Source organism: Gordonia sp. 'Campus' (genome assembly GCF_022206305.1).
In the GTDB taxonomy this organism is placed as follows: domain Bacteria; phylum Actinomycetota; class Actinomycetes; order Mycobacteriales; family Mycobacteriaceae; genus Gordonia.
The window spans coordinates 45,198-62,983 of record NZ_JAKOIW010000014.1; the positions used below are offsets into that span (position 1 = coordinate 45,198).

Genomic DNA, 17,786 nt, shown 5'->3' on the forward strand with positions numbered 1-17,786 from the left:
GCAACGTGGGTAACTTGTGACACATTTATCACTGCAGTATCTAAACCGGGCGAACGCGAGACCGCGCCGGTCCATATTCGCCCCGGACGACCGAAAGTGGTGACAGGTCATGGCCTCACCCCGAATCGCCTCTACTCCAGCCGCGCAGCCCCTGACCCCGCCGACCCCGGCCGGATCGACCTCAGCCGCGGCTCCCGCCGTAGCGGACATCTCGCCCGCCCGCGTACACGTGTGGCGGGTGCTGTCGATGCTCGCCGCCCTCATCGGCGTCGTCGTGGCCCTGGTGGCCATCGCGTCGTCAGCAGTCTGAGCCGACTCCGTCGGAGGGGCAGTCAGAGCCGACTCCGTCGGAGGGGCGGTGTGACCGCCGACGACGCGCGCGCCGACTGCTAGGACGCGTGCCGCTCGATGGCGGCACCCAGACGCGGCAGTGCCGCGATCACGTACTTCTTCCCCTTGCCGCGTAACGAGTTGTAGGCCTTCGCCAATCCGGGCTTGGCCGTCTCCGCCTGCTCGTCGGTGACCGAGAGCAGGGCCTCGGCCGCGGCATCGCCATTCGCTGAGAGATGGTCGCCGAAGGCGACACCGGCGGGCTTCGAATCCCAGAACGGCGCGAGCGCCCGCAGGAAATCCTCGGCCATCTTGTCCGTGGCACTCTGCACGACACCCGGCTTGACCTTCTGCACCGCGGAGTAGGCGGTCTTCACAGCGGCGCCGCTCAGACCCGACTGGTCGGCCACCTCCGCGTCGATGACACCGACGAGGTCGGTCACCAGGGCGCTGCGGTTGTCGGCAAGTAGGGGCGTAAGCGAATCGCTCATGGGCGTCTCCTCGATGTGTGCGACGTAGAACACGCGGACCGCCTCCCGGTCCGCGTGTGTAGCGTACTGTCCCCGCGTCGAGACGTCTCCGGGCTGCGCCCTGTTGTTCGGGGGCTTCGCCGGCCGGACGGTCAGCGGCGGGCGAGGACCACATTGCCGAGGGCCTTGGCGCCGTCTCGGTCGACGACGGTCGCGGTGGCCAGCAGTCGGGAGCCGTCCTCCCAGACCTCGACCGCGAGGGTCTCGCCCGGGAACACCACGCCCGCGAACGATGCCGAGTAGTCGGCGACCGCGGTCACGTCGCCGCCGAGGACGTCGTCGACGATCGCTCGACAGACCGTGCCGTAAGTGCACAGACCGTGCAGGATCGGCCGGGGAAAGCCGGCGCGCGAGGCGAACTCGGGATCGGAGTGCAGCGGGTTGCGGTCACCGCACAGTCGGTAGAGCAGCGCCTGCTGCGGGAGGGTCGTCACCGTCAGACGATGATCGGGGTCGCGGTCGGGATAGTCGACCTTGGCCGACGACCCGCGCTCGCCCCCGAAACCACCCTCGCCCTTGGCGAAGATGGACGAGCGAGAGGTCCACAGCGTCTGACCCTCGTCGTCGGCGGTCACCGACTCCTGCACGATGACGGCAGCCGAACCCTTGTCCTGGATCTCGGCGATGCGGGTGCGGGTGGTCGCCTTTCCACTGGCCGGGATCGGCCGGTACGCGGTCACCTGCTGGCTGCCGTGGACGACCTTCGCGAGGTCGATGTCGACGCCCGGGAACGAGACCTTCGGCGGCTCGGTCGTGTGGAAGCCGGCGGCCACGGTGGCGAAGGTGGGCAACACTTTCGGCGTCGCGTCATGGACGTACTCGAGCCCGGTGGTGTCCATCGGATCCGATGCGGCACCCACCGCGAGGTTGTAGAGGGCGGCGTCCGACGCCGACCATTCGAAACTCACCTCGGGCAGTTCGGCACCGAGGGCGACGGAGGGATCGATCGGCATGGGTCAGACTCCTGTGGTCGCGGTCGCCTTGGCGGCGATGTCGGAGGCGGCGAGATAACCGAACACCATCGCGGGTCCGATGGTCGCTCCCGGGCCGGCGTAGGTGTGCCCCATGACCGGCGCGCTGGTGTTGCCCGCAGCGTACAGACCTTCGATGACCGAACCGTCCGCCCGCAGGGCGCGACCGGATGCGTCGGCGTTGATACCGCCCTTGGTGCCGAGGTCGCCGGGGACCATCTTGACCGCGTAGAACGGGCCCTTGCTGACCTCGCCGAGGCTCGGGTTGGGCTTGTTGGTGATGTCGCCGTAGTAGTGATCGTAACCGCTTGTGCCACGGCCGAAGTCCTCGTCGACACCCTTGCGGGCGAAACCGTTGAACCGCTCGGTGGTCGCGGTGAGCGTGTCGGCCGGGACGCCGATCTTCTCGGCGAGTTCCGCGATGCTGTCGGCCTTCACGACGACGCCCGACTCGAACCACTTCTTGGGCAACGGCTGTCGCGCGTTGATGCCCGCGAAGAGGTAGCGGTTGCGGCAACGCTGATCGAAGATGAGCCACGACGGCACGTTCTCGCCGGGCCCCTCGCCCTGGCCGAACTCCCCGCCGTACATCTGGTGCACCGCTTCGACATACGGCAGGGACTCGTTCATGTAGCGCTGTCCGCGCGTGTTCACCATGAAGGTGCCCGGTACCGCTCGCTCCGACAGCGCGAACCACGGACCGCGCGGCAGCGGGATCGTCGGACCCCACCAGGCGTCGTCCATGAGCGACACCGCGGCGCCGATCTTGAGTCCGGCGTTGATGCCGTCACCGGTGTTGCTGGGGGCGCCGGTGGTCCATTCGGAGCCGATGGGGTCGCGCTGATACTTCTTGCGCATCTCGTCGTTGTGCTCGAATCCGCCGCAGGCGAGGATCACGCCGTGACGGGCCCGGATCTCGACCCGCTTGCCGTCGGACTCGGCGATCACGCCGACCACGCGGCCGTCTTCGGTGATGAGGTCGGCCAGGCCGGTGTTCAACCGCACCGGGACGCCCGCCTCGCGGACGCCGAGGAGGAGCTCGGCAGCGAGGGCTGCGCCCATGGCGATCAGCTTCTTGCCGCGGCTGCGCGCCCAGAAGAAGCGGCTGCCGACCTTCGCCATCCGCAGCGGACCGCGCCAATGACGCAGGCCGGTGTTGAGCCAGCGGTAGTCCGACTGCAGGACCACCATGTTCAGCGGCGCCTTGGTGTACTGCGGGTGCAGGGTCTTCAGGTCGTCCCCGAGCCGGCGCGCGTCGAACGGGCGCGGCTCGATCGACCGTCCGGCGAGCCGGCCGCCGGGTGCCTCCGGGTAGTAGTCGGAGTAGTTCTTCACCCACTCGAGATCGAGCGGGGAGTGCGCCATCAGGAAGTCCAGAGCCTCGGGGCCGCGGTCGATGTAGGCATCGATGCGGTCGGCCGGCGCGTGTTCGCCGATGATCGCGTGCACGTACTCGCGCGCCTTGTCGGGGGTGTCGGTCACGCCGTCACGGCGCAGCACCGAGTTGTTCGGGATCCAGACCCCGCCACCCGACCGCGACGTCGACCCGCCCCAGTACGGCGACTTCTCGATCAGGACGGTCGACAAGCCCTTCTGAGCTGCGGTGATCGCCGCGCTCAGGCCCGCACCACCGGCCCCGACGACGACCACGTCGAAGGTCTCGGGTCCAGGGGTCTCGGGTTGGGTACTGGTCTGTTCTGGTTCGGTCGAGCCGGCCATTGGGTCCCCTTCGTGCGCGCAGCTGGAACGTGTTCTACCTGAATTAGAACACGTTTCAGAAATGGGGCGCCAGGGGTGGGTGATCGTGCCTGCGCGGGTGGCGGTCAGAGGCCCGGCGAGAGTGCGGAATACAGAACGGGGATGTCGCGGGCCCAGTATGGCCAGGCGTGGGTGCCGACGGGGCGGAAGTGCGTGGCGGGACGCAGTCCGGTGGCGCGCATCCGGGCGACGAAGTCCCGCGAGCACGTGTTCACCAGGCTCTCGAGCACCGCGCCGGTGGTGATCTTCTCGAAGCGGGAACGTCCCGGATCCAGCCTGGTCAGCCGGTCGAGGGGGCTTGGTGCGCCGGTCCCGGCGGCGATGAAGATGTGTTTGCCCTGCAGGGCGGCCAGTCGACGCGCCGGGTCGTGGTCGGCCCACCCCGGCCCGTTCCAGGGGCCCCACATGTTCGTGGGGTCGCCACCGTCTCTGATGACGGCGGCGCGGATCTGCGACTCGTTGACCGGACCGGTGGTGGGAGGGCAACCGCTGATCGAACCGACGCCGGTGTAGAGCGCGGGGCGACGGGTCGCGAGTGTGAAGGCCGCTTGGCCGCCGGCGGACAGCCCGGCGATCGCGTTTCTGCCGGTGCCGTGAAACAGGCGGTCGACGAGTGGTGGGAGTTCGCGCGTCAGGAAGGTCTCCCACTGCGGGCGGCCGAACCTCGGGTCCGCGCGGTTCCAGTTCGTATAGAAGGCGCCCTGACCGCTCGGCATGACCACATTGACCGTTTTGTCACGGAAGTAGCGATCGACGTGGGCTTCGTTGATCCAGTCGCTGACCGTTCCCTTGTGGCCGCCGCCGTCGAGGAGATAGAGCGTGCCACGAGGGCCTCCGTGGGCCGGGTGCAGCACGGTGACCGGTACGTCTCGACCCATGGCGGGGGAACGGATCAGCAGGTCGTGTCGATGCTCGTCGACCGCAACACTTCTCACCAGTGTCGCGGCCGGGGCCCCGGATGCGACACCCGGTGTCGACAGTGCCAGTGCGGCCGCGATGAGGGAGGCTGACAGGAGTCGGCGTCCACCGGGTCTCATCCCGGCAGCAGACCCAACTGGCCGAGGAAGTCGAGCTGGTCGAAGTAGAGGTGCTCGGACACGAGTTCCGAACCTCGCACGCGGTAGGTTGCGCTCCACCGGAACGTCACGGACCTCCCGGTGGGGTCGACCGCGCCCTGCGGGCTCTGCAACACGCCGTCGTGGACCCCGGCGAAGACTCCCTCGACCGAGGCGTGTTCGGCGTCGACGACGTAGGAGTGAACGGAGAGCCGGCCGTCGGGGAACGCGCCCTGGAAGACCGACAGGAACCCGAGTACCTGGTCCCTCCCGGCGAATGATCCACCCGGCGCGATCAATTCGGCGTCGGACGACCACGGCTCGTCGTCGGGGGTGCGGGTGTTGAACGCGTCGATGTGCGCGTCGATCACCGTTCGTGCATCGGTCATCTCAGTGCTCCTCCTGGGTGTCGTCGGTCGGGTGGTTCGGATGGTGGGTGGCTGTTCGCGGTGGTCAGGTCGGCGAGTTGGGTGGACACGACGCGTGCCGGGTCGTAGTCGGCGATCGCGCGCGCCATGCGGGCGCATCTGCCTGCCAACTCGTCGTCGGCGAGGACGCTCGCGACCGCGTCGGAGATCTGCCGGGGTGACGGGCGTCGGGTACCGAGATCCACTCCGACTCCGAAATGCCGTACACGAGCGGCGACTTCGGGCTTGTCCTCTCCGCCCGGCGCGACGACGACAGACACCGAGTGGCTCAGCGCGTGCAGTACGCCGCCGTAACCGCCGTTGGTGATCATGACCGAGGTCCGCGGTAGGAGCGCGTCGTAGTCGAGGTATTGCGAGATGGTCGCGTTGCCGGTCGGGATCACCGACCGGGGGTCTGCGCCGCCGGTGCTGACGACGACCCGGACATCCATGTCGGCCAACCCCGTCAGCGTCGGTTCGACGAGTTGGGAGAAGTCGTGGTTGTCGAGCGTGCCCTGCGTGACATGCACGATCGGGCGGTCGTCGTCGAGCAACTCCGACCACCATGGCGGCATCGTCCGGGTGTCGTCCGGGGGATGTGCACGTCGGTCGAGCACTGGCCCGGCGAACACGGTGTCGGCGGGCAGATCGGGTCGCGGATACTCGAACTCGGCGGGACCCAGCTGGACGAATCTGTCGAATGCGCGGGAGAGGTCCAGGACGAAGTGATCGAGCGAACCGCCGGCACCGCGGGCCAACTGTCGTGCGCGTCGCTGTGTCGATGCGAACAGGATGCGTCGGACCATGAGGTGCGCGAGTCGATTTCGCATCCTCCCGGCCGGGCCGCCCATGGGTCTGAGGCCGCTGTTGAACGGTGCCACATGGGGGCTCGTCTGCGCGAGCGGCATGGTACCGAGACCGAGCACGGGTGGCCGCCGACTCCCGGGGCGGGACAACAACGGGATGATTCCCGCGAACGTGCCGTCGCACAGCACCGCATCGACGTCGTGATCGCGGAGGGCAGAGTCCACCGCGCGGGCCTGGTCTGCGAGCGGGTCGATGAACGTGCACTGCACCTGGTATCGGGACAGGGCCAGCCCGCGGTAGCGATCACGATCGGGAGTGAAGCTGTCGGGATCGCGCTCGTCCAGGTCGGCCGTACCGTCGAGTGGGTGAGGGATCATGCCCGCGGCGGCGACCTGGTCGGTGAAACGCGAACCGGTCACCACGATCACCGTGTGCCCCCGGTCGACCAGCGTGCGTCCGACGGCGATGACCGGTCCGACATGACCTGCCAGGGGCGTACTGCACATCAGGTAGGTCGACATCCAGCCTCCGTATATTCGATAGAGCCAGACTCTATCGAATATGTGTCGGGGTTGCTGGGGAACGAGTGTTTGCGGGGTATCGTCACTGATCAGGCGCTATACCCAACGAGTGCCGCCCATCGCTCCCGCGGGGACGTTTGTCGACGCCGCGCTAGAATCGATGGAATTCGACACCAACCGTAGTGGAGGCCGGCATGAGCAGACGCCCGTACACTCCGCGTAAACGTGCGATCAGCGCAGCGCACACGCGCTCGAGAATCCTGGATGCCGCCCAAGAGCTGTTCGTCGCCCAGGGGTATTCGCGGACCACGCTGCAGCAGATCGCCGACCGTGCGGGCGTTGCCGTGGGCACCGTCCATCAGGCGGGTTCGAAGGCGTCGCTGATGATGGCGGTGCTCGAGCGGGGGTTCACCGGCGACGAGAAGTTCGTCTCGCTACTCGAGCGGCCCGAGTTCATCGCGATCATGGAGGAGGCCGACACGGCCCGGGCCATCGACCGCTACCTCGACCACATACTCGCCGCGAACAGCCGGATCGCAGATCTGTGGCACGCCGCAACGCTCGCCGCGGATTCTGATCCGGCCATCGGGGAGCAACTCGAGCGGTCCGAACTCCGCCGGCTCGACGACGTGCACACCGGTTGTCACTGGTTCGTCCATCGCAACCTCATCGCGGACACCGAGGTCGACGAGTTCGCGGACATCCTCAGCCATCTCACCAGCCCGGCCACGTATCGCTACTTCACCGTCGAACGGGGATGGACCCCCGCACGACTCAAGAAATGGATGATCGTCAGTATCGAGGCCGCGATGCGGTGACGCCGCGTTCGTGATTACGTCCAGGACTCATGCGTTTCCGTCCCGTACACCCACGATCACGTCCCACGGATCGACGCCGCCGTCGAGGATTCGTTCGGCCAGGACGTCCGCCCACTCATGGTCGTCGCCGTAACGATCGGACCAGCCCCACAGCGCGGTGGTGAATCGTCCGAGTGCGTGCTCGGAGGTGAATCCGATGGCACCGTGGATCTGATGAGCGGCGGCCGCGACCTCCGACGCGTGCCGGGACGCCACGACCTTCGCCGCCGCGGCCGCAGTCCGCGCGGTGAGCGGATCGGCCGTTGTCGACTCGACGGCAGCTCGTGCGGCGGTCTCCATGAGAGTCGTCTGGGCGGCCATGTGTGCCAGTGTCTGTTGGATCGCCTGGAATTTCGCCAGTGGGCGACCGAACTGCACCCGCTCGGCCGCGTACTGGATGGTGCGTTCGCGCACCGTTCGTGCCACAGCGGCAAGCGCGACGGCGTAGACGAGAGCCCCGCGCGTGCGCAGGTCGTCAAGGGTGATCGGTGACGCGGCCGAGAAGTCTGCCTCGACGCCTTCGAAGTCGATGTCGCCGAACGACATTCCCGACAGGTCGGTACCGTTCTCGAGGCGGACGTCCGGAGAGTCGCACCTGCAGACTGCGATCACCGGTCCCTCCGGGGTGTCCGCGAGCGCAACGACGACCTCGGCCGTGGCGAGGTGGGCGACACCGACTGCGTTACCGCTGAGACGAGCTCGCTCACCGTCCCGATCGAGTGTCGCATCGTCGACGACGGCGACGGTCGCGGTGGCTCCGTCGAGGGAATGGCCGACACTGCCCGCGAGCCAGGCGGCCAGCAGAGCGTGTTCGGCATAGGGGGTGAGGGCACCGGCTCCGGCGAGGGCGTCGAGGACCGCGAGGGCGTCGGTCAGGTCCGCGCCCTGGCCCCCGGCCTCTTCCGGGACGTCGACGGACGTGAAACCGGCGTCCACGAGTGCCGCCCAGAGCTGTGTGCCGGATTCGGCGCCCGGCGTGCGCAGGTCGACCGGGAAGCGGGCCAGCATGGCCGTGGTCGCGGCGGCGAGTTCGGTGGCCAGGTCGCTCATCGCATCCCCAGTCCGCGCGCGACGATCCCGCGCAAGATCTCGTTGGTCCCACCGCGCAGCGTGAAAGCCGGTGTGTGCAGCACGGCTTGGGCGAGCAGACGATCGAAGTCGGAACCGCCGGTGCGACGTGGCACCGTGTGCGAGGCCGACCGGACAGCGGTCACCAGATCACCCTCGAAGGTCGAACCCAGGTCCTTGACCATGGCGGCCAGCACGTCGGGTTTCGCTCCCGTCTGGAGCTCGCGCGCCACTTGCAGCGACATCCGGCGCAACGCCCAGGCCTGAGCGGTCAGCGCTCCGATGGTCTCTCGCTGCTGTGAGGTCGCGCCGTGCTTCCGCAACAGGTCGGTCCATGCGCGCAGGAGCGGAAGCGTGCTCAGGTACCGTTCGGGGCCCGAACGCTCGAAGGCCAACTCGCCCATCACCTGTCGCCAACCCTGCCCGCGAACCCCCAGCAGCGCCGACGAATCGACGACCGCGTCGTGGAAGATCACCTCGTTGAAGTGGGATTGACCGTCGATGCTCTGCAGCGGCCGGATCTCGATGTCGGGGTGCGGAAGGTCGACGAGGAACTGCGACAGACCCTGTTGCCGATCGTCGGGGGTGCCGTCGGAGCGTGCCAGGAGCACCATTGCATGGGCGATGTGGGCGCCGGTCGTCCAGACCTTGGTGCCGCTGATCGTCCACGTGTCGCCGTTGTCGGTGGCCCGGGTGCGGACGCTCGCCAGATCCGAGCCGGCATCGGGTTCGCTCATGCCGATCGCGAAGTGCGTCGTGCCTGCCGAGATTCCCGGAATGTAGCGGCGCCGTTGGTCTTCCGTGCCGTTGGCGAGGATGCCCGGTGCCATCTGTCGGTCCGCGATCCAATGCGCGGCGACCGGGGCGCCGTGGGCGAGGAGTTCCTCGGTGACGACGAATCGTTCGACCGGCGTGCGACCCTGGCCTCCGTACTCGACCGGCATGGTCATGCCGAGCCAGCCGCGCTCGCCGAGGCGGCGACTGAAGTCGGGATCGAAACCGGTCATCCAGCTGTCGACGTCGGGTCGGAAGGTGCCGGATGCGAGTTCGGCGCGCAGGAACGCGCGGACCTCAGTCCGCAGTGTCAGTAGCTGTGCGTCGTCGACGTCGGTCACGACCGGCCCGGTCCGCGGGACGACCAGTTCTGTTCTCCCTTGCGGGCCATCGACCACATCTGTGTGCCGCGCTCGATCTCGATTGCCGAATCCCATGTCACCGCAGGGGGGCCCAGTTCGAGTCGGACGCTCGCCATGACGCGACGGGTCAGTTCCGGGTCCCGGGCGGCCGGCGCGGTGAGGCCCGCGACGATCGGAGGGATCTCGTCGAGTGGCGCTGCCGCGTATGCGAGTCCCCGTGTCACGGCCTCCGCACCGGACAGGGACTGGCCACACGCCGCCAGCGCGATGGTGTTCGCGCGCCCCATCGCCCGGTTCAGCAGGGTGATGTGTCCGCCTCCGGGATGGATGCCGCGGGCGAGGAACCCGCTGTCCAGGACGGCATCTGGCGTGGTGATGAGCAGGTCGACCGCGAGCGCCAGATTGAGGCCCGCTCCCACGGCGCCGCCGACGACCACACCGACGGTGGGCACCGGCAACGATCCCACACGGACGAACGCGCGGTAGACCGCCGACAACTGCGCGACCGACGACGGTGACGCCGGGTCGGCCGAGGCGCCGGCGAGTATTCGGGTGTCCGCACCACTGCAGAAATAGGAACCGGCTGCGTCGACGACCACGGCGCCGATGCTCTCGTCGGCGTCGACCCGGTCGCAGAACTGCTCGATCGACGCGGCCATCTCGAGCGTGATGGCGTTCTTTCGGCGTGGATTGTTCAGCGTCAGTCGTCCCACGCCGTCGTCGAAGGAGGTGAGGACGGCGCCGTGGCCGTCCGGGTCCGGGGAGGCGGGGGGCGTGGGGTCGGGGCTCATGGGATGACCGTAGCCGCTGCCTCGACCGCGTCATCGCCGATCGTGCACGGTCATCGACGAGTCCTGGGACACCTACGTCCGTCCACTGAGCGGGAGTGGACGCCCGCGTCGACGCTTTCGGTGATCGGATGGGATGAGGAAGATCGGGCCGACCCGTGTCCCACAGCTGCAACGTGTTCTAAACTAGAACACGTTCACTTTCGAGAGGCGGAGGAATCATGGCGGTTGACCAGGCGATACGTGAGCAGATCGCTGCAGATCTGGCACGGGCCGAGGCGTCTGCGACCGCGATCGACCGGCCCACGGATGCCCATCCCGACCTCGATGTGGTCGACGCGTACGAGATCCAGCTGATCAACATCCGCAAGCGGCTCGATGCCGGGGCGAAGGTCGCCGGGCACAAGGTCGGCCTGGCATCCGAGGCCATGCAGAAGATGATGGGCGTCGACGAACCGGATTACGGCCATCTGCTCGACGACATGCAGTACTTCGAGCACACCCCGATCGATGCCAAGAAGCTCTGCTTTCCGCGTGTCGAGGTCGAGGTCGGTTTCATCCTGGGCGAGGACCTGCCGGGCGAGGGCTGCACCAACGAGGATGTGATCGACGCGGTGGCCTGGGTGGTGCCCTCGATCGAGTTGATCGACTCGCGCATCAAGGACTGGAAGATCACCCTGTGCGACACGATCGCGGACAATGCATCATCGTGTGGCTGGATCCTCGGCCAGCAACGCGTCCCGATCTCCGAGATCGACACTGGTGACATCGAGGCGACGCTGACGCGCAACGGTGAGATCGTCGCGAAGGGCAATTCGTCTGCCGTGCTCGGGCATCCACTGAACGCGGTCAGCTGGTTGGCTCGCAAGGTCGAGGGCTTCGGCGTACGCCTACGCAAGGGGGACGTGATCCTGCCGGGCACCGCGACGCGGGCCATCGACATCTCCTCGGGCGATCACTTCGTGGCGGACTTCGCCGGTTTGGGCAGCGTCACACTCGATTTCACGTGACACGTCGACTTTTCCCATTGACTACAGACTTTTCACCGAATATGAGGAGGAACCCGTGGCAGCCAAGCTGACCGCAGCGATCATCGGGTCGGGCAACATCGGCACCGACCTGATGTACAAGCTGGAGCGCTCCGAGGTGATCGAGCCGCGCTGGATGGTCGGCATCGATGCCGCCTCCGAGGGCATGAAGCGCGCGGCCGATCATGGCCTGATCACGATGAGCGGTGGCGCCGACGAGCTGCTGGCCTCGTCCGACCGTCCGGACATGATCTTCGAGGCGACGTCGGCGTATGTGCATCGCGCGTACGCGCCGAAATACGAAGAGGCGGGCATCATCGCGGTCGACCTGACGCCGGCCGCCGTCGGCCCCGCCGTGGTGCCGCCGGCCAATCTGCGCGAGCACCTCGACGCCCCGAACACCAACATGATCACCTGCGGTGGTCAGGCGACCATCCCGATGGTGCATGCGGTGAGTTCGGTGGTGCCGGTGCCGTACGCCGAGATCGTGGCGTCGGTCGCCTCGGTGTCGGCGGGGCCGGGCACCCGCGCCAACATCGACGAGTTCACGGCCACCACCTCGAAGGGCGTGGAGACGATCGGCGGTGCGCAGCGCGGCAAGGCGATCATCATCCTGAATCCGGCCGACCCGCCGATGATCATGCGCGACACCATCTTCTGCGCCATCCCCGAGGATGCCGACACCGACGCGATCGCGGAATCGATCCACCGACGGGAGAAGGAGATCCAGGCCTACGTGCCGGGTTACCGCCTGCTCCAGGACCCGCAGTTCGATCCTCCGAGCGTCCTGAACGGCGGCCACGCGCGGGTGTCGATCTTCGTCGAGGTCGAGGGTGCGGGGGACTTCCTCCCGCCGTACGCCGGAAATCTGGACATCATGACCGCTGCCGCCACGAAGGTCGGCGAAGAGATCGCGAAAACCAAGTTGGGGGTCCCGGCGTGACCGCCTGCGTGAGTGCCCACGAAACAGCGAAAACCAAGTTGGGAGTCCCCGCATGAGCACGAATGTGGTTCTGACACCGCGCGACCCGAAGCTGATGGCGAGCGCGCGCAAGTACTCCGACATTCTCGACATCCGCATCACCGACTCGTCGTTGCGTGACGGCAGCCACCACAAGCGCCACCAATTCACCGAGGACGAGGTCCGCGCGATCGTCGGCGCACTCGACGAGGCCGGTGTGCCGGTCATCGAGGTCACCCACGGTGACGGCCTGGGCGGGTCGTCGTTCAACTACGGCTTCTCCAAAACCCCTGAGCAGCAGCTGATCAAGGCGGCCGCCGAAACGGCGAAGCGCGCGAAGATCGCCTTCCTGATGCTGCCGGGGCTGGGCACCAAGGACGACATCCGCGCGGCGCAGGACAACGGCGGTCAGATCTGCCGCATCGCGACGCATTGCACCGAGGCCGATGTCTCGATCCAACATTTCGGACTCGCTCGCGATCTCGGCCTGGAGACCGTCGGGTTCCTGATGATGAGCCATAGCCAGCCGCCGGAGGTCATAGCCAAGCAGGCCCGCATCATGGCCGATGCGGGGTGCCAGTGTGTGTACGTCGTCGACTCCGCCGGTGCGCTGGTCCTCGAGGACGTGACCGTTCGGGTGGAGGCCCTGGTGGCCGAGCTCGGCAATGACGCGCAGGTCGGGTTCCACGGGCACGAGAACCTCGACATCGCGGTTGCCAACTCGGTCAACGCGATCCGCGCGGGCGCGCAGCAGATCGACGGCTCGATCCGACGTTTCGGGGCGGGTGCGGGCAACACACCCACCGAGGCCTTCGTGGGTGTGTGTGACAAGCTCGGCATCACCACCGGCGTCGACTTCATGAAGATCGCCGACGCCGCACAGGATGTCGTCCGTCCGGCCATGCCGTCGGAGTGCCTGGTCGACCGCTCGGCGATGATGATGGGTTACGCCGGTTGCTACAGCTCGTTCCTCAAGCACGCCGAGGGCCACGCCGAACGCTACGGCGTCTCGGCCGCGGAGATCCTTCTCGAGGCGGGTAGCCGCAAACTGGTCGGTGGCCAGGAGGACCAGCTCATCGACATCGCGCTCGAGCTCAAGAAGAAGCAGGACGCGAACGCGGGGGTGTGACGAGCTCCTGACCCTGCTGCCGGGAGTTCAACTCGACCTCGCGGATCAGTCGGATGCGCTGCGGGGTGCCTCTCATGATGTCGCTTGGGTACGGACCGAAGAGCCGGCGGGGGCGGATGCGAAAGTGCCGTGGAATGTCATCGGCACATGGTGTTCGAGCTGTGCGGTGGCGACGGGACCGTCACCGGGTCGCTCTGCGCGCAGGATGATCAGAGTGCTTGTCCGCCGGGCGGCTTGGTGTTCCAAGCTCAGCAGCCACCCCCGTCCCTCGGCGTCGGCATCGGGGTCCGGTGCGAACAGTGGCTCGCACACCGAGTTGCCGCCGCCGGTGATGTAGCGGCTGGTGCTGCCGGTGCGGTGATCGATCGTCGTGACCGAGTCGGGGTCTCCGCCGGGTGTCGACGCCTCCGCCAGATAGCTGAAGCGGTGTTCCGTGGTGGCAAGGCGCTGATCGAGCTGGGGAAACTCGCAACCCCGATCGTTCAGAACGCTCGTCTGCACCGTGCGCGTGGTGCGGTTCACCGCGATGCGGGTGAGCGTTCCGCCGAACGCTGGGCCAGGGCTGTTGCGGAAGTCTCGAAGGTGACTGTTCCACCCCGTCCAGCCGCGGGAAGCGTCGTGCGCCACGAGTTCGACGACGGTCTCGGCACCGGCCTCGAAGGCGTTGGTGACGTGGAAGTGGAACAGCGGGTCGTGCTCGAATGTCTGCTGGGGCCCACCGTCACGCGGGACCAGCACGATGGTCGTGCCGAGGTCGGGCTGGTAGGAGAGGGCGTCGTCGAACGGACGCAGACCCAGGGCCACCGGAACGGGATTGCGCACCACGAGCGGACCGAGCACGAAGACCATGTGGCGCTCGGTGAGGGCGAAGTCGTGGACGAAACCGAGTTTCGGGATAGGGACCGTGGCGATTCCGTGCAGCCGGCCGCCACTGTCGAGGCGATAGCAGCGGATCATCGGGCGCGGAAAGAAGTCCAATCCGAAGTTGAACACCTCGCCGGTGGCGGGATCGGTCTTGGGGTGGGCGGAGAACGCGCCGAGTCGTTTCAGGGCGCCGCCGAACGACTCCGGGCCGTCGGTCCGCAGTGTTTCGGGGTCCATCCGATGTGGACGACCGCCCTCCCACAGCGAATAGAGCACGTCCTCGTGGAGTAACACGCTGGTGTTCGCCACGTTCTCGGGGAAGCGGAGGGCGTTGGCGAGGGCGCCACCGATGCGCTGCGTGCTGAAACCCTTGGGTGGCTGCCGTGTCGCGCTGGTCTTGGCATAGCTCTTGGTGCGCACGTATCGATTGCGGTAATGCACCCCCTCGGGACCGATGTTGAGCCGGGACACCATGCCGTCACCGTCGAAGATGTGACTCATCGGATGTCCGTCGATCTCCAGGCGGCCGGGACCGATTCGGTACAGCGACCCGCGTAGACCTTCCGGGATGTGCCCGTCGACGTCGCGGACGACGTAGTCGAACTCCTGATGTTGCGAGTCCCAGGGAGACTCGCCGGTGCTGGCGGAAGGGCTGGTCCGGGCGGTCGCGTCTGCAACAGTCATGCGCTTAGCGTCTCATGAGTGAGACACAAAATGCAATCATGTCTCACACCGGCGCAGGAGTCAGTCGCGCGGGAGTCGGTTCTGTCCGATGTGCGCGAGGAACTCGCGAGCGGCTCCGGCGCCGGGTTGTGCGCCCGCGGTCCACACTGCGCGGAGAGGTCGGGCCAGGTCCAGGTCGAGAATCGGAACATGGACGAGGCGTCGTCCGATGTCATCGGCCACCGACAGGTTGCTGAGAACCGCAGGTCCGGCACCGGCGATCACCGCGGCCCGAACCGACGCGGTGGTGGACAACTCCAGGGCCGGTGGCACGACCGTGCGTGTCGGTCCGAGCGTTCGCGTCAGTGCGCGCTCGAAGAACTCACGTGTCCCGGAACCTTCCTCGCGCGTCACGAGTGGTGTGCGCGCGAGCTCGGTGGCGTCGACGGGGCGTCGGAGTCGAGCCCACGGGTGATCGGGTGCAACGACGAGGACGAGTTCGTCGCGCGCGATCGTGCGGCTTCGGAGTCCGGTCGGAACGCGGGAGCCCTCGACGAAGCCGAGCTCGACGTCGCCCGCGCGGACGAGGTCGAACACGTGGTCGGAGTTGGCGGCGGTGAAGGACACCTTGGGGGCGTGCTCGTGATTCGCGGCGAACGACACGAGCCAGCGGGGGAGTAGGTGTTCGGCGACGGTGAGGCTGGCCGCGAGGCGGAGTCGATCGCGACGTTCGAGACGCAGGGCCGCGAGCCCGGCGTCGAACTCGCCCGCGAGGGTCAAGAGTCTGTCGGCCCATTCGGCGACCAGTCGACCGGACTGGGTGGGCACCGAACCTTGTGGGGTGCGGGTCAACAGCGCGACTCCGAGTTGGGCTTCCATCGACCGGATGCGGGCCGACACCGCTTGCTGGGTGAGGCCCAGTTCCGCGGCGGCCGCGTTGAGGCTGCCGGTGCCGACCACGGCCTGCAACGTCTCCAACGACGCGAGGTCGGGCATCCGCGGGCTCAGCACCATCGTCCGAGGTTACAACCGCAGATGGTAACCAGGGTACAACTCGCGGTTGTACCCTCCCAACATCTCGGGATCTACCGGGCGAGCCCGTTTCGCGGGAGCGTGGTGGACATGACCACCATCGCACTCTCCCGGACCGCGGTCGGCGCCCGCCCGCGGGCGGTGAGTTACCTGCCGCCCAACTGGTTCGCAGCCGTCATGGGCACCGGGATCATCGCGATCGCCGCCCACGGGCTGCCTTGGCAGCCCCCGGGGATCAGCCTGTTGGCCATCGGGTTCTGGCTGTTGGCGTGCGGTGTGTTCGCCGGGGTGGTGGTCGCGACGGTCCGCCACTGGGTGCGCGACCCGGACGTCGCACGCGGCCACCACGCGCATCGGGTCGTGGCTCACTTCTACGGCGCGGTGCCGATGGCGGTGATGACGGTCGGGACCAGCACCTTGCTGGTGGGCACCCCGATCATCGGACGCGACGTCGCCTTGGGTATCGACCTCGCCTGCTGGGTTCTCGGCACCCTCGGCGGGTTGGTCGTCGCGGTGGTCATCCCGTACCGGCACCTGATCGCCGGGCGGGCTCGCGTCGACGAGGCGTTCGGCGGTTGGTTGATGCCGGTCGTCGCGCCGATGGTGTCGGCCTCGGCCGCCGCCTTGCTGGTGACCCGGTTGAACGGCGGATGGGCGGCGCATCTGGTGCTGGGCATCGGTTGCGCGATGTTCGTACTGACGGTCGTGGCCTCGGTGCCGATCATGGCGGTACTCGGGCTGCGGCTGCGAGCCGGTGATCAGGTTGCCGCGCACATGGTCCCGACGTGGTGGATCGTGCTCGGCCCCCTCGGCCAGTCGGTGACCGCCGCCTGCCTGCTCGCACACGCCGCACCTCACGTCGTGTCCGAGCCGGCCGCCGGCGCGCTCCACTCGTTCGCGATCGGTTACGGACTCGTCGTCTGGGCGGCCGCCACCGTCTGGGTCGTGATCGCAGGCCGGCTCACCCTGCGCACGGTGCGTTCCGGGATGCCCTTCGCCCTGACCTGGTGGTCGTTCACCTTCCCGGTCGGCACCTACGTCACGGGTTCGAGCGCGCTGGCGCTCACGCCGGGCGGCGCGGTCTTCGAGGCCGCGGCGGTCGCCGGGTTCGCGGTGCTCGTCCTGGCCTGGGGTGTGGTGGCGGTCCGCACGCTCTGCGGGGTCGTCTCGGGTGAACTCTGCCGCGTACCCGGGGTTTCGGTGCGGTAGGTCTGGAGAGTCGGTGTCGCGGGTCGGCGTATGCCCGACAATGCACTGATGCGGTTCATACGCCGGAAGCCTGTTCAGAGTCAGTCGACGTCAGACGTCTCGAGGCACTTCGACGATGACCAAGACCCGGTGAGGCCACACCCCTGGCGGAATGTTTTGCTGGCCTCCTTGCTCGTTATTGTCATCTCTGGGCTTCTTCTGGTCGGGTTGAAGTGGGCCATCTTCGAGTGGATCGACAGAGGTATGACCATCCATACCTATGAGTCGGCCGACGGTGCCAGGAGTATGGCCGAACACATGGGCCTGGTCCTCGTCGACGGCGACACTGTGAAATTCGGCGAGGTGACTAGTTCGTTCCCGGATTCGGGCGCCTACCTCGTCGTCGCAACACCTTCGGCAGACAGGTCACGCCGGTTACTCGCCCGCTCCGAGCTCCCCGCGTCCACGCCGAACGGTACCGACCTGGGCCAGCGAGCCCTGAGCGATCATGGGCCGAGTCCCAGCCCGACACTCGTGAGCTCGCATCGGTGGGACTCCCGCGGCTACCTCAGTGTCACTTGGGATCCCGCGCGGGATCCACGCACGCTCTACATCAGCGCCTCTCAGACGTGACGACGGCGAGATCGAAATAGTGTTGTCAGAGTGTCTTCGTGTGTCGCTGCCGTGCCGGCG

General features: G+C 67.5%; 18 protein-coding genes. 7 read left to right on the plus strand and 11 right to left on the minus strand.

Annotated elements, in window-relative coordinates; all coding sequences use genetic code 11:
• Positions 1–109 precede the first annotated feature (109 nt).
• Positions 110–310, plus strand: coding sequence for a hypothetical protein (locus MAY35_RS15510; RefSeq protein WP_238422198.1), 201 nt, complete (start codon positions 110–112; stop codon positions 308–310).
• Between the two features lie 79 nt (positions 311–389).
• Here the strand turns inward: MAY35_RS15510 and MAY35_RS15515 are convergent, their stop codons facing one another.
• The 6 genes from MAY35_RS15515 to MAY35_RS15540 form a co-directional block, all read right to left on the minus strand.
• Complete coding sequence (locus MAY35_RS15515) at positions 390–821, minus strand: hypothetical protein (protein ID WP_238422199.1); 432 nt, start codon at positions 819–821, stop codon at positions 390–392.
• A 131-nt stretch (positions 822–952) separates the two neighbouring features.
• Positions 953–1,813 carry a MaoC/PaaZ C-terminal domain-containing protein gene (locus MAY35_RS15520; RefSeq protein WP_238422200.1) on the minus strand — a complete coding sequence of 287 codons (861 nt, stop codon included), beginning with the start codon at positions 1,811–1,813 and terminating at the stop codon, positions 953–955.
• A gap of 3 nt (positions 1,814–1,816) precedes the next feature.
• On the minus strand, positions 1,817–3,550 hold the full coding sequence (gene kstD / locus MAY35_RS15525) for a 3-oxosteroid 1-dehydrogenase (protein WP_238422201.1): 1,734 nt from the start codon (positions 3,548–3,550) through the stop codon (positions 1,817–1,819).
• A gap of 104 nt (positions 3,551–3,654) precedes the next feature.
• Positions 3,655–4,626 carry an alpha/beta hydrolase family protein gene (locus tag MAY35_RS15530; protein WP_238422202.1) on the minus strand — a complete coding sequence of 324 codons (972 nt, stop codon included), beginning with the start codon at positions 4,624–4,626 and terminating at the stop codon, positions 3,655–3,657.
• Positions 4,623–5,033: an ester cyclase gene (locus MAY35_RS15535; protein WP_238422203.1), complete on the minus strand. Its 411-nt coding sequence runs from the start codon at positions 5,031–5,033 to the stop codon at positions 4,623–4,625. Before MAY35_RS15535 ends, MAY35_RS15530 begins: the two co-directional genes overlap by 4 nt.
• The gene (locus MAY35_RS15540) at positions 5,030–6,379 is read right to left on the minus strand and encodes a nucleotide disphospho-sugar-binding domain-containing protein (protein ID WP_238422204.1); all 1,350 of its coding nucleotides are present in this window, start codon (positions 6,377–6,379) and stop codon (positions 5,030–5,032) included. The genes MAY35_RS15535 and MAY35_RS15540 overlap by 4 nt, the downstream gene beginning before the upstream one ends.
• Before the next feature lie 194 nt (positions 6,380–6,573).
• On the opposite strand from MAY35_RS15540, the gene MAY35_RS15545 reads away from it, so the two are divergent.
• On the plus strand, positions 6,574–7,197 hold the full coding sequence (locus tag MAY35_RS15545) for a TetR/AcrR family transcriptional regulator (protein WP_238422205.1): 624 nt from the start codon (positions 6,574–6,576) through the stop codon (positions 7,195–7,197).
• 27 nt (positions 7,198–7,224) lie between these two features.
• On the opposite strand, the gene MAY35_RS15550 is transcribed toward MAY35_RS15545, so the two are convergent.
• The 3 genes from MAY35_RS15550 to MAY35_RS15560 are packed head-to-tail and all read right to left on the minus strand — an operon-like array spanning position 7,225 to position 10,231.
• On the minus strand, positions 7,225–8,286 hold the full coding sequence (locus tag MAY35_RS15550) for an acyl-CoA dehydrogenase family protein (protein WP_238422206.1): 1,062 nt from the start codon (positions 8,284–8,286) through the stop codon (positions 7,225–7,227).
• Complete coding sequence (locus tag MAY35_RS15555) at positions 8,283–9,446, minus strand: acyl-CoA dehydrogenase family protein (RefSeq protein ID WP_238422287.1); 1,164 nt, start codon at positions 9,444–9,446, stop codon at positions 8,283–8,285. The genes MAY35_RS15550 and MAY35_RS15555 overlap by 4 nt, the downstream gene beginning before the upstream one ends.
• Positions 9,416–10,231 (minus strand): enoyl-CoA hydratase-related protein, encoded by an 816-nt coding sequence (locus MAY35_RS15560; protein ID WP_238422207.1) that lies wholly within the window; start codon positions 10,229–10,231, stop codon positions 9,416–9,418. The genes MAY35_RS15555 and MAY35_RS15560 overlap by 31 nt, the downstream gene beginning before the upstream one ends.
• Before the next feature lie 218 nt (positions 10,232–10,449).
• On the opposite strand from MAY35_RS15560, the gene MAY35_RS15565 reads away from it, so the two are divergent.
• From MAY35_RS15565 to dmpG, 3 genes are read left to right on the plus strand one after another with little or no spacing between them, the layout of a single operon-like run.
• Positions 10,450–11,238 (plus strand): 2-keto-4-pentenoate hydratase, encoded by a 789-nt coding sequence (locus tag MAY35_RS15565; RefSeq protein WP_238422208.1) that lies wholly within the window; start codon positions 10,450–10,452, stop codon positions 11,236–11,238.
• Between the two features lie 55 nt (positions 11,239–11,293).
• Positions 11,294–12,199 (plus strand): acetaldehyde dehydrogenase (acetylating), encoded by a 906-nt coding sequence (locus MAY35_RS15570; protein ID WP_238422209.1) that lies wholly within the window; start codon positions 11,294–11,296, stop codon positions 12,197–12,199.
• A gap of 52 nt (positions 12,200–12,251) precedes the next feature.
• A complete protein-coding gene (gene dmpG, locus MAY35_RS15575) occupies positions 12,252–13,346 on the plus strand; it encodes a 4-hydroxy-2-oxovalerate aldolase (protein WP_238422210.1) in 1,095 nt (364 codons plus the stop codon).
• Between the two features lie 72 nt (positions 13,347–13,418).
• On the opposite strand, the gene MAY35_RS15580 is transcribed toward dmpG, so the two are convergent.
• Both MAY35_RS15580 and MAY35_RS15585 read right to left on the minus strand, forming a co-directional pair.
• Positions 13,419–14,894, minus strand: a complete 1,476-nt coding sequence (locus MAY35_RS15580) for a carotenoid oxygenase family protein (RefSeq protein ID WP_238422211.1) — start codon at positions 14,892–14,894, stop codon at positions 13,419–13,421.
• A 60-nt stretch (positions 14,895–14,954) separates the two neighbouring features.
• Positions 14,955–15,887: a LysR family transcriptional regulator gene (locus tag MAY35_RS15585; RefSeq protein ID WP_238422212.1), complete on the minus strand. Its 933-nt coding sequence runs from the start codon at positions 15,885–15,887 to the stop codon at positions 14,955–14,957.
• Positions 15,888–15,995: 108 nt separating this feature from the next.
• On the opposite strand from MAY35_RS15585, the gene MAY35_RS15590 reads away from it, so the two are divergent.
• Together MAY35_RS15590 and MAY35_RS15595 are read left to right on the plus strand one after the other, a co-directional pair.
• A complete protein-coding gene (locus MAY35_RS15590) occupies positions 15,996–17,114 on the plus strand; it encodes a TDT family transporter (protein ID WP_238422213.1) in 1,119 nt (372 codons plus the stop codon).
• Between the two features lie 48 nt (positions 17,115–17,162).
• Positions 17,163–17,726, plus strand: coding sequence for a hypothetical protein (locus MAY35_RS15595; protein ID WP_238422214.1), 564 nt, complete (start codon positions 17,163–17,165; stop codon positions 17,724–17,726).
• Positions 17,727–17,786 lie beyond the last annotated feature (60 nt).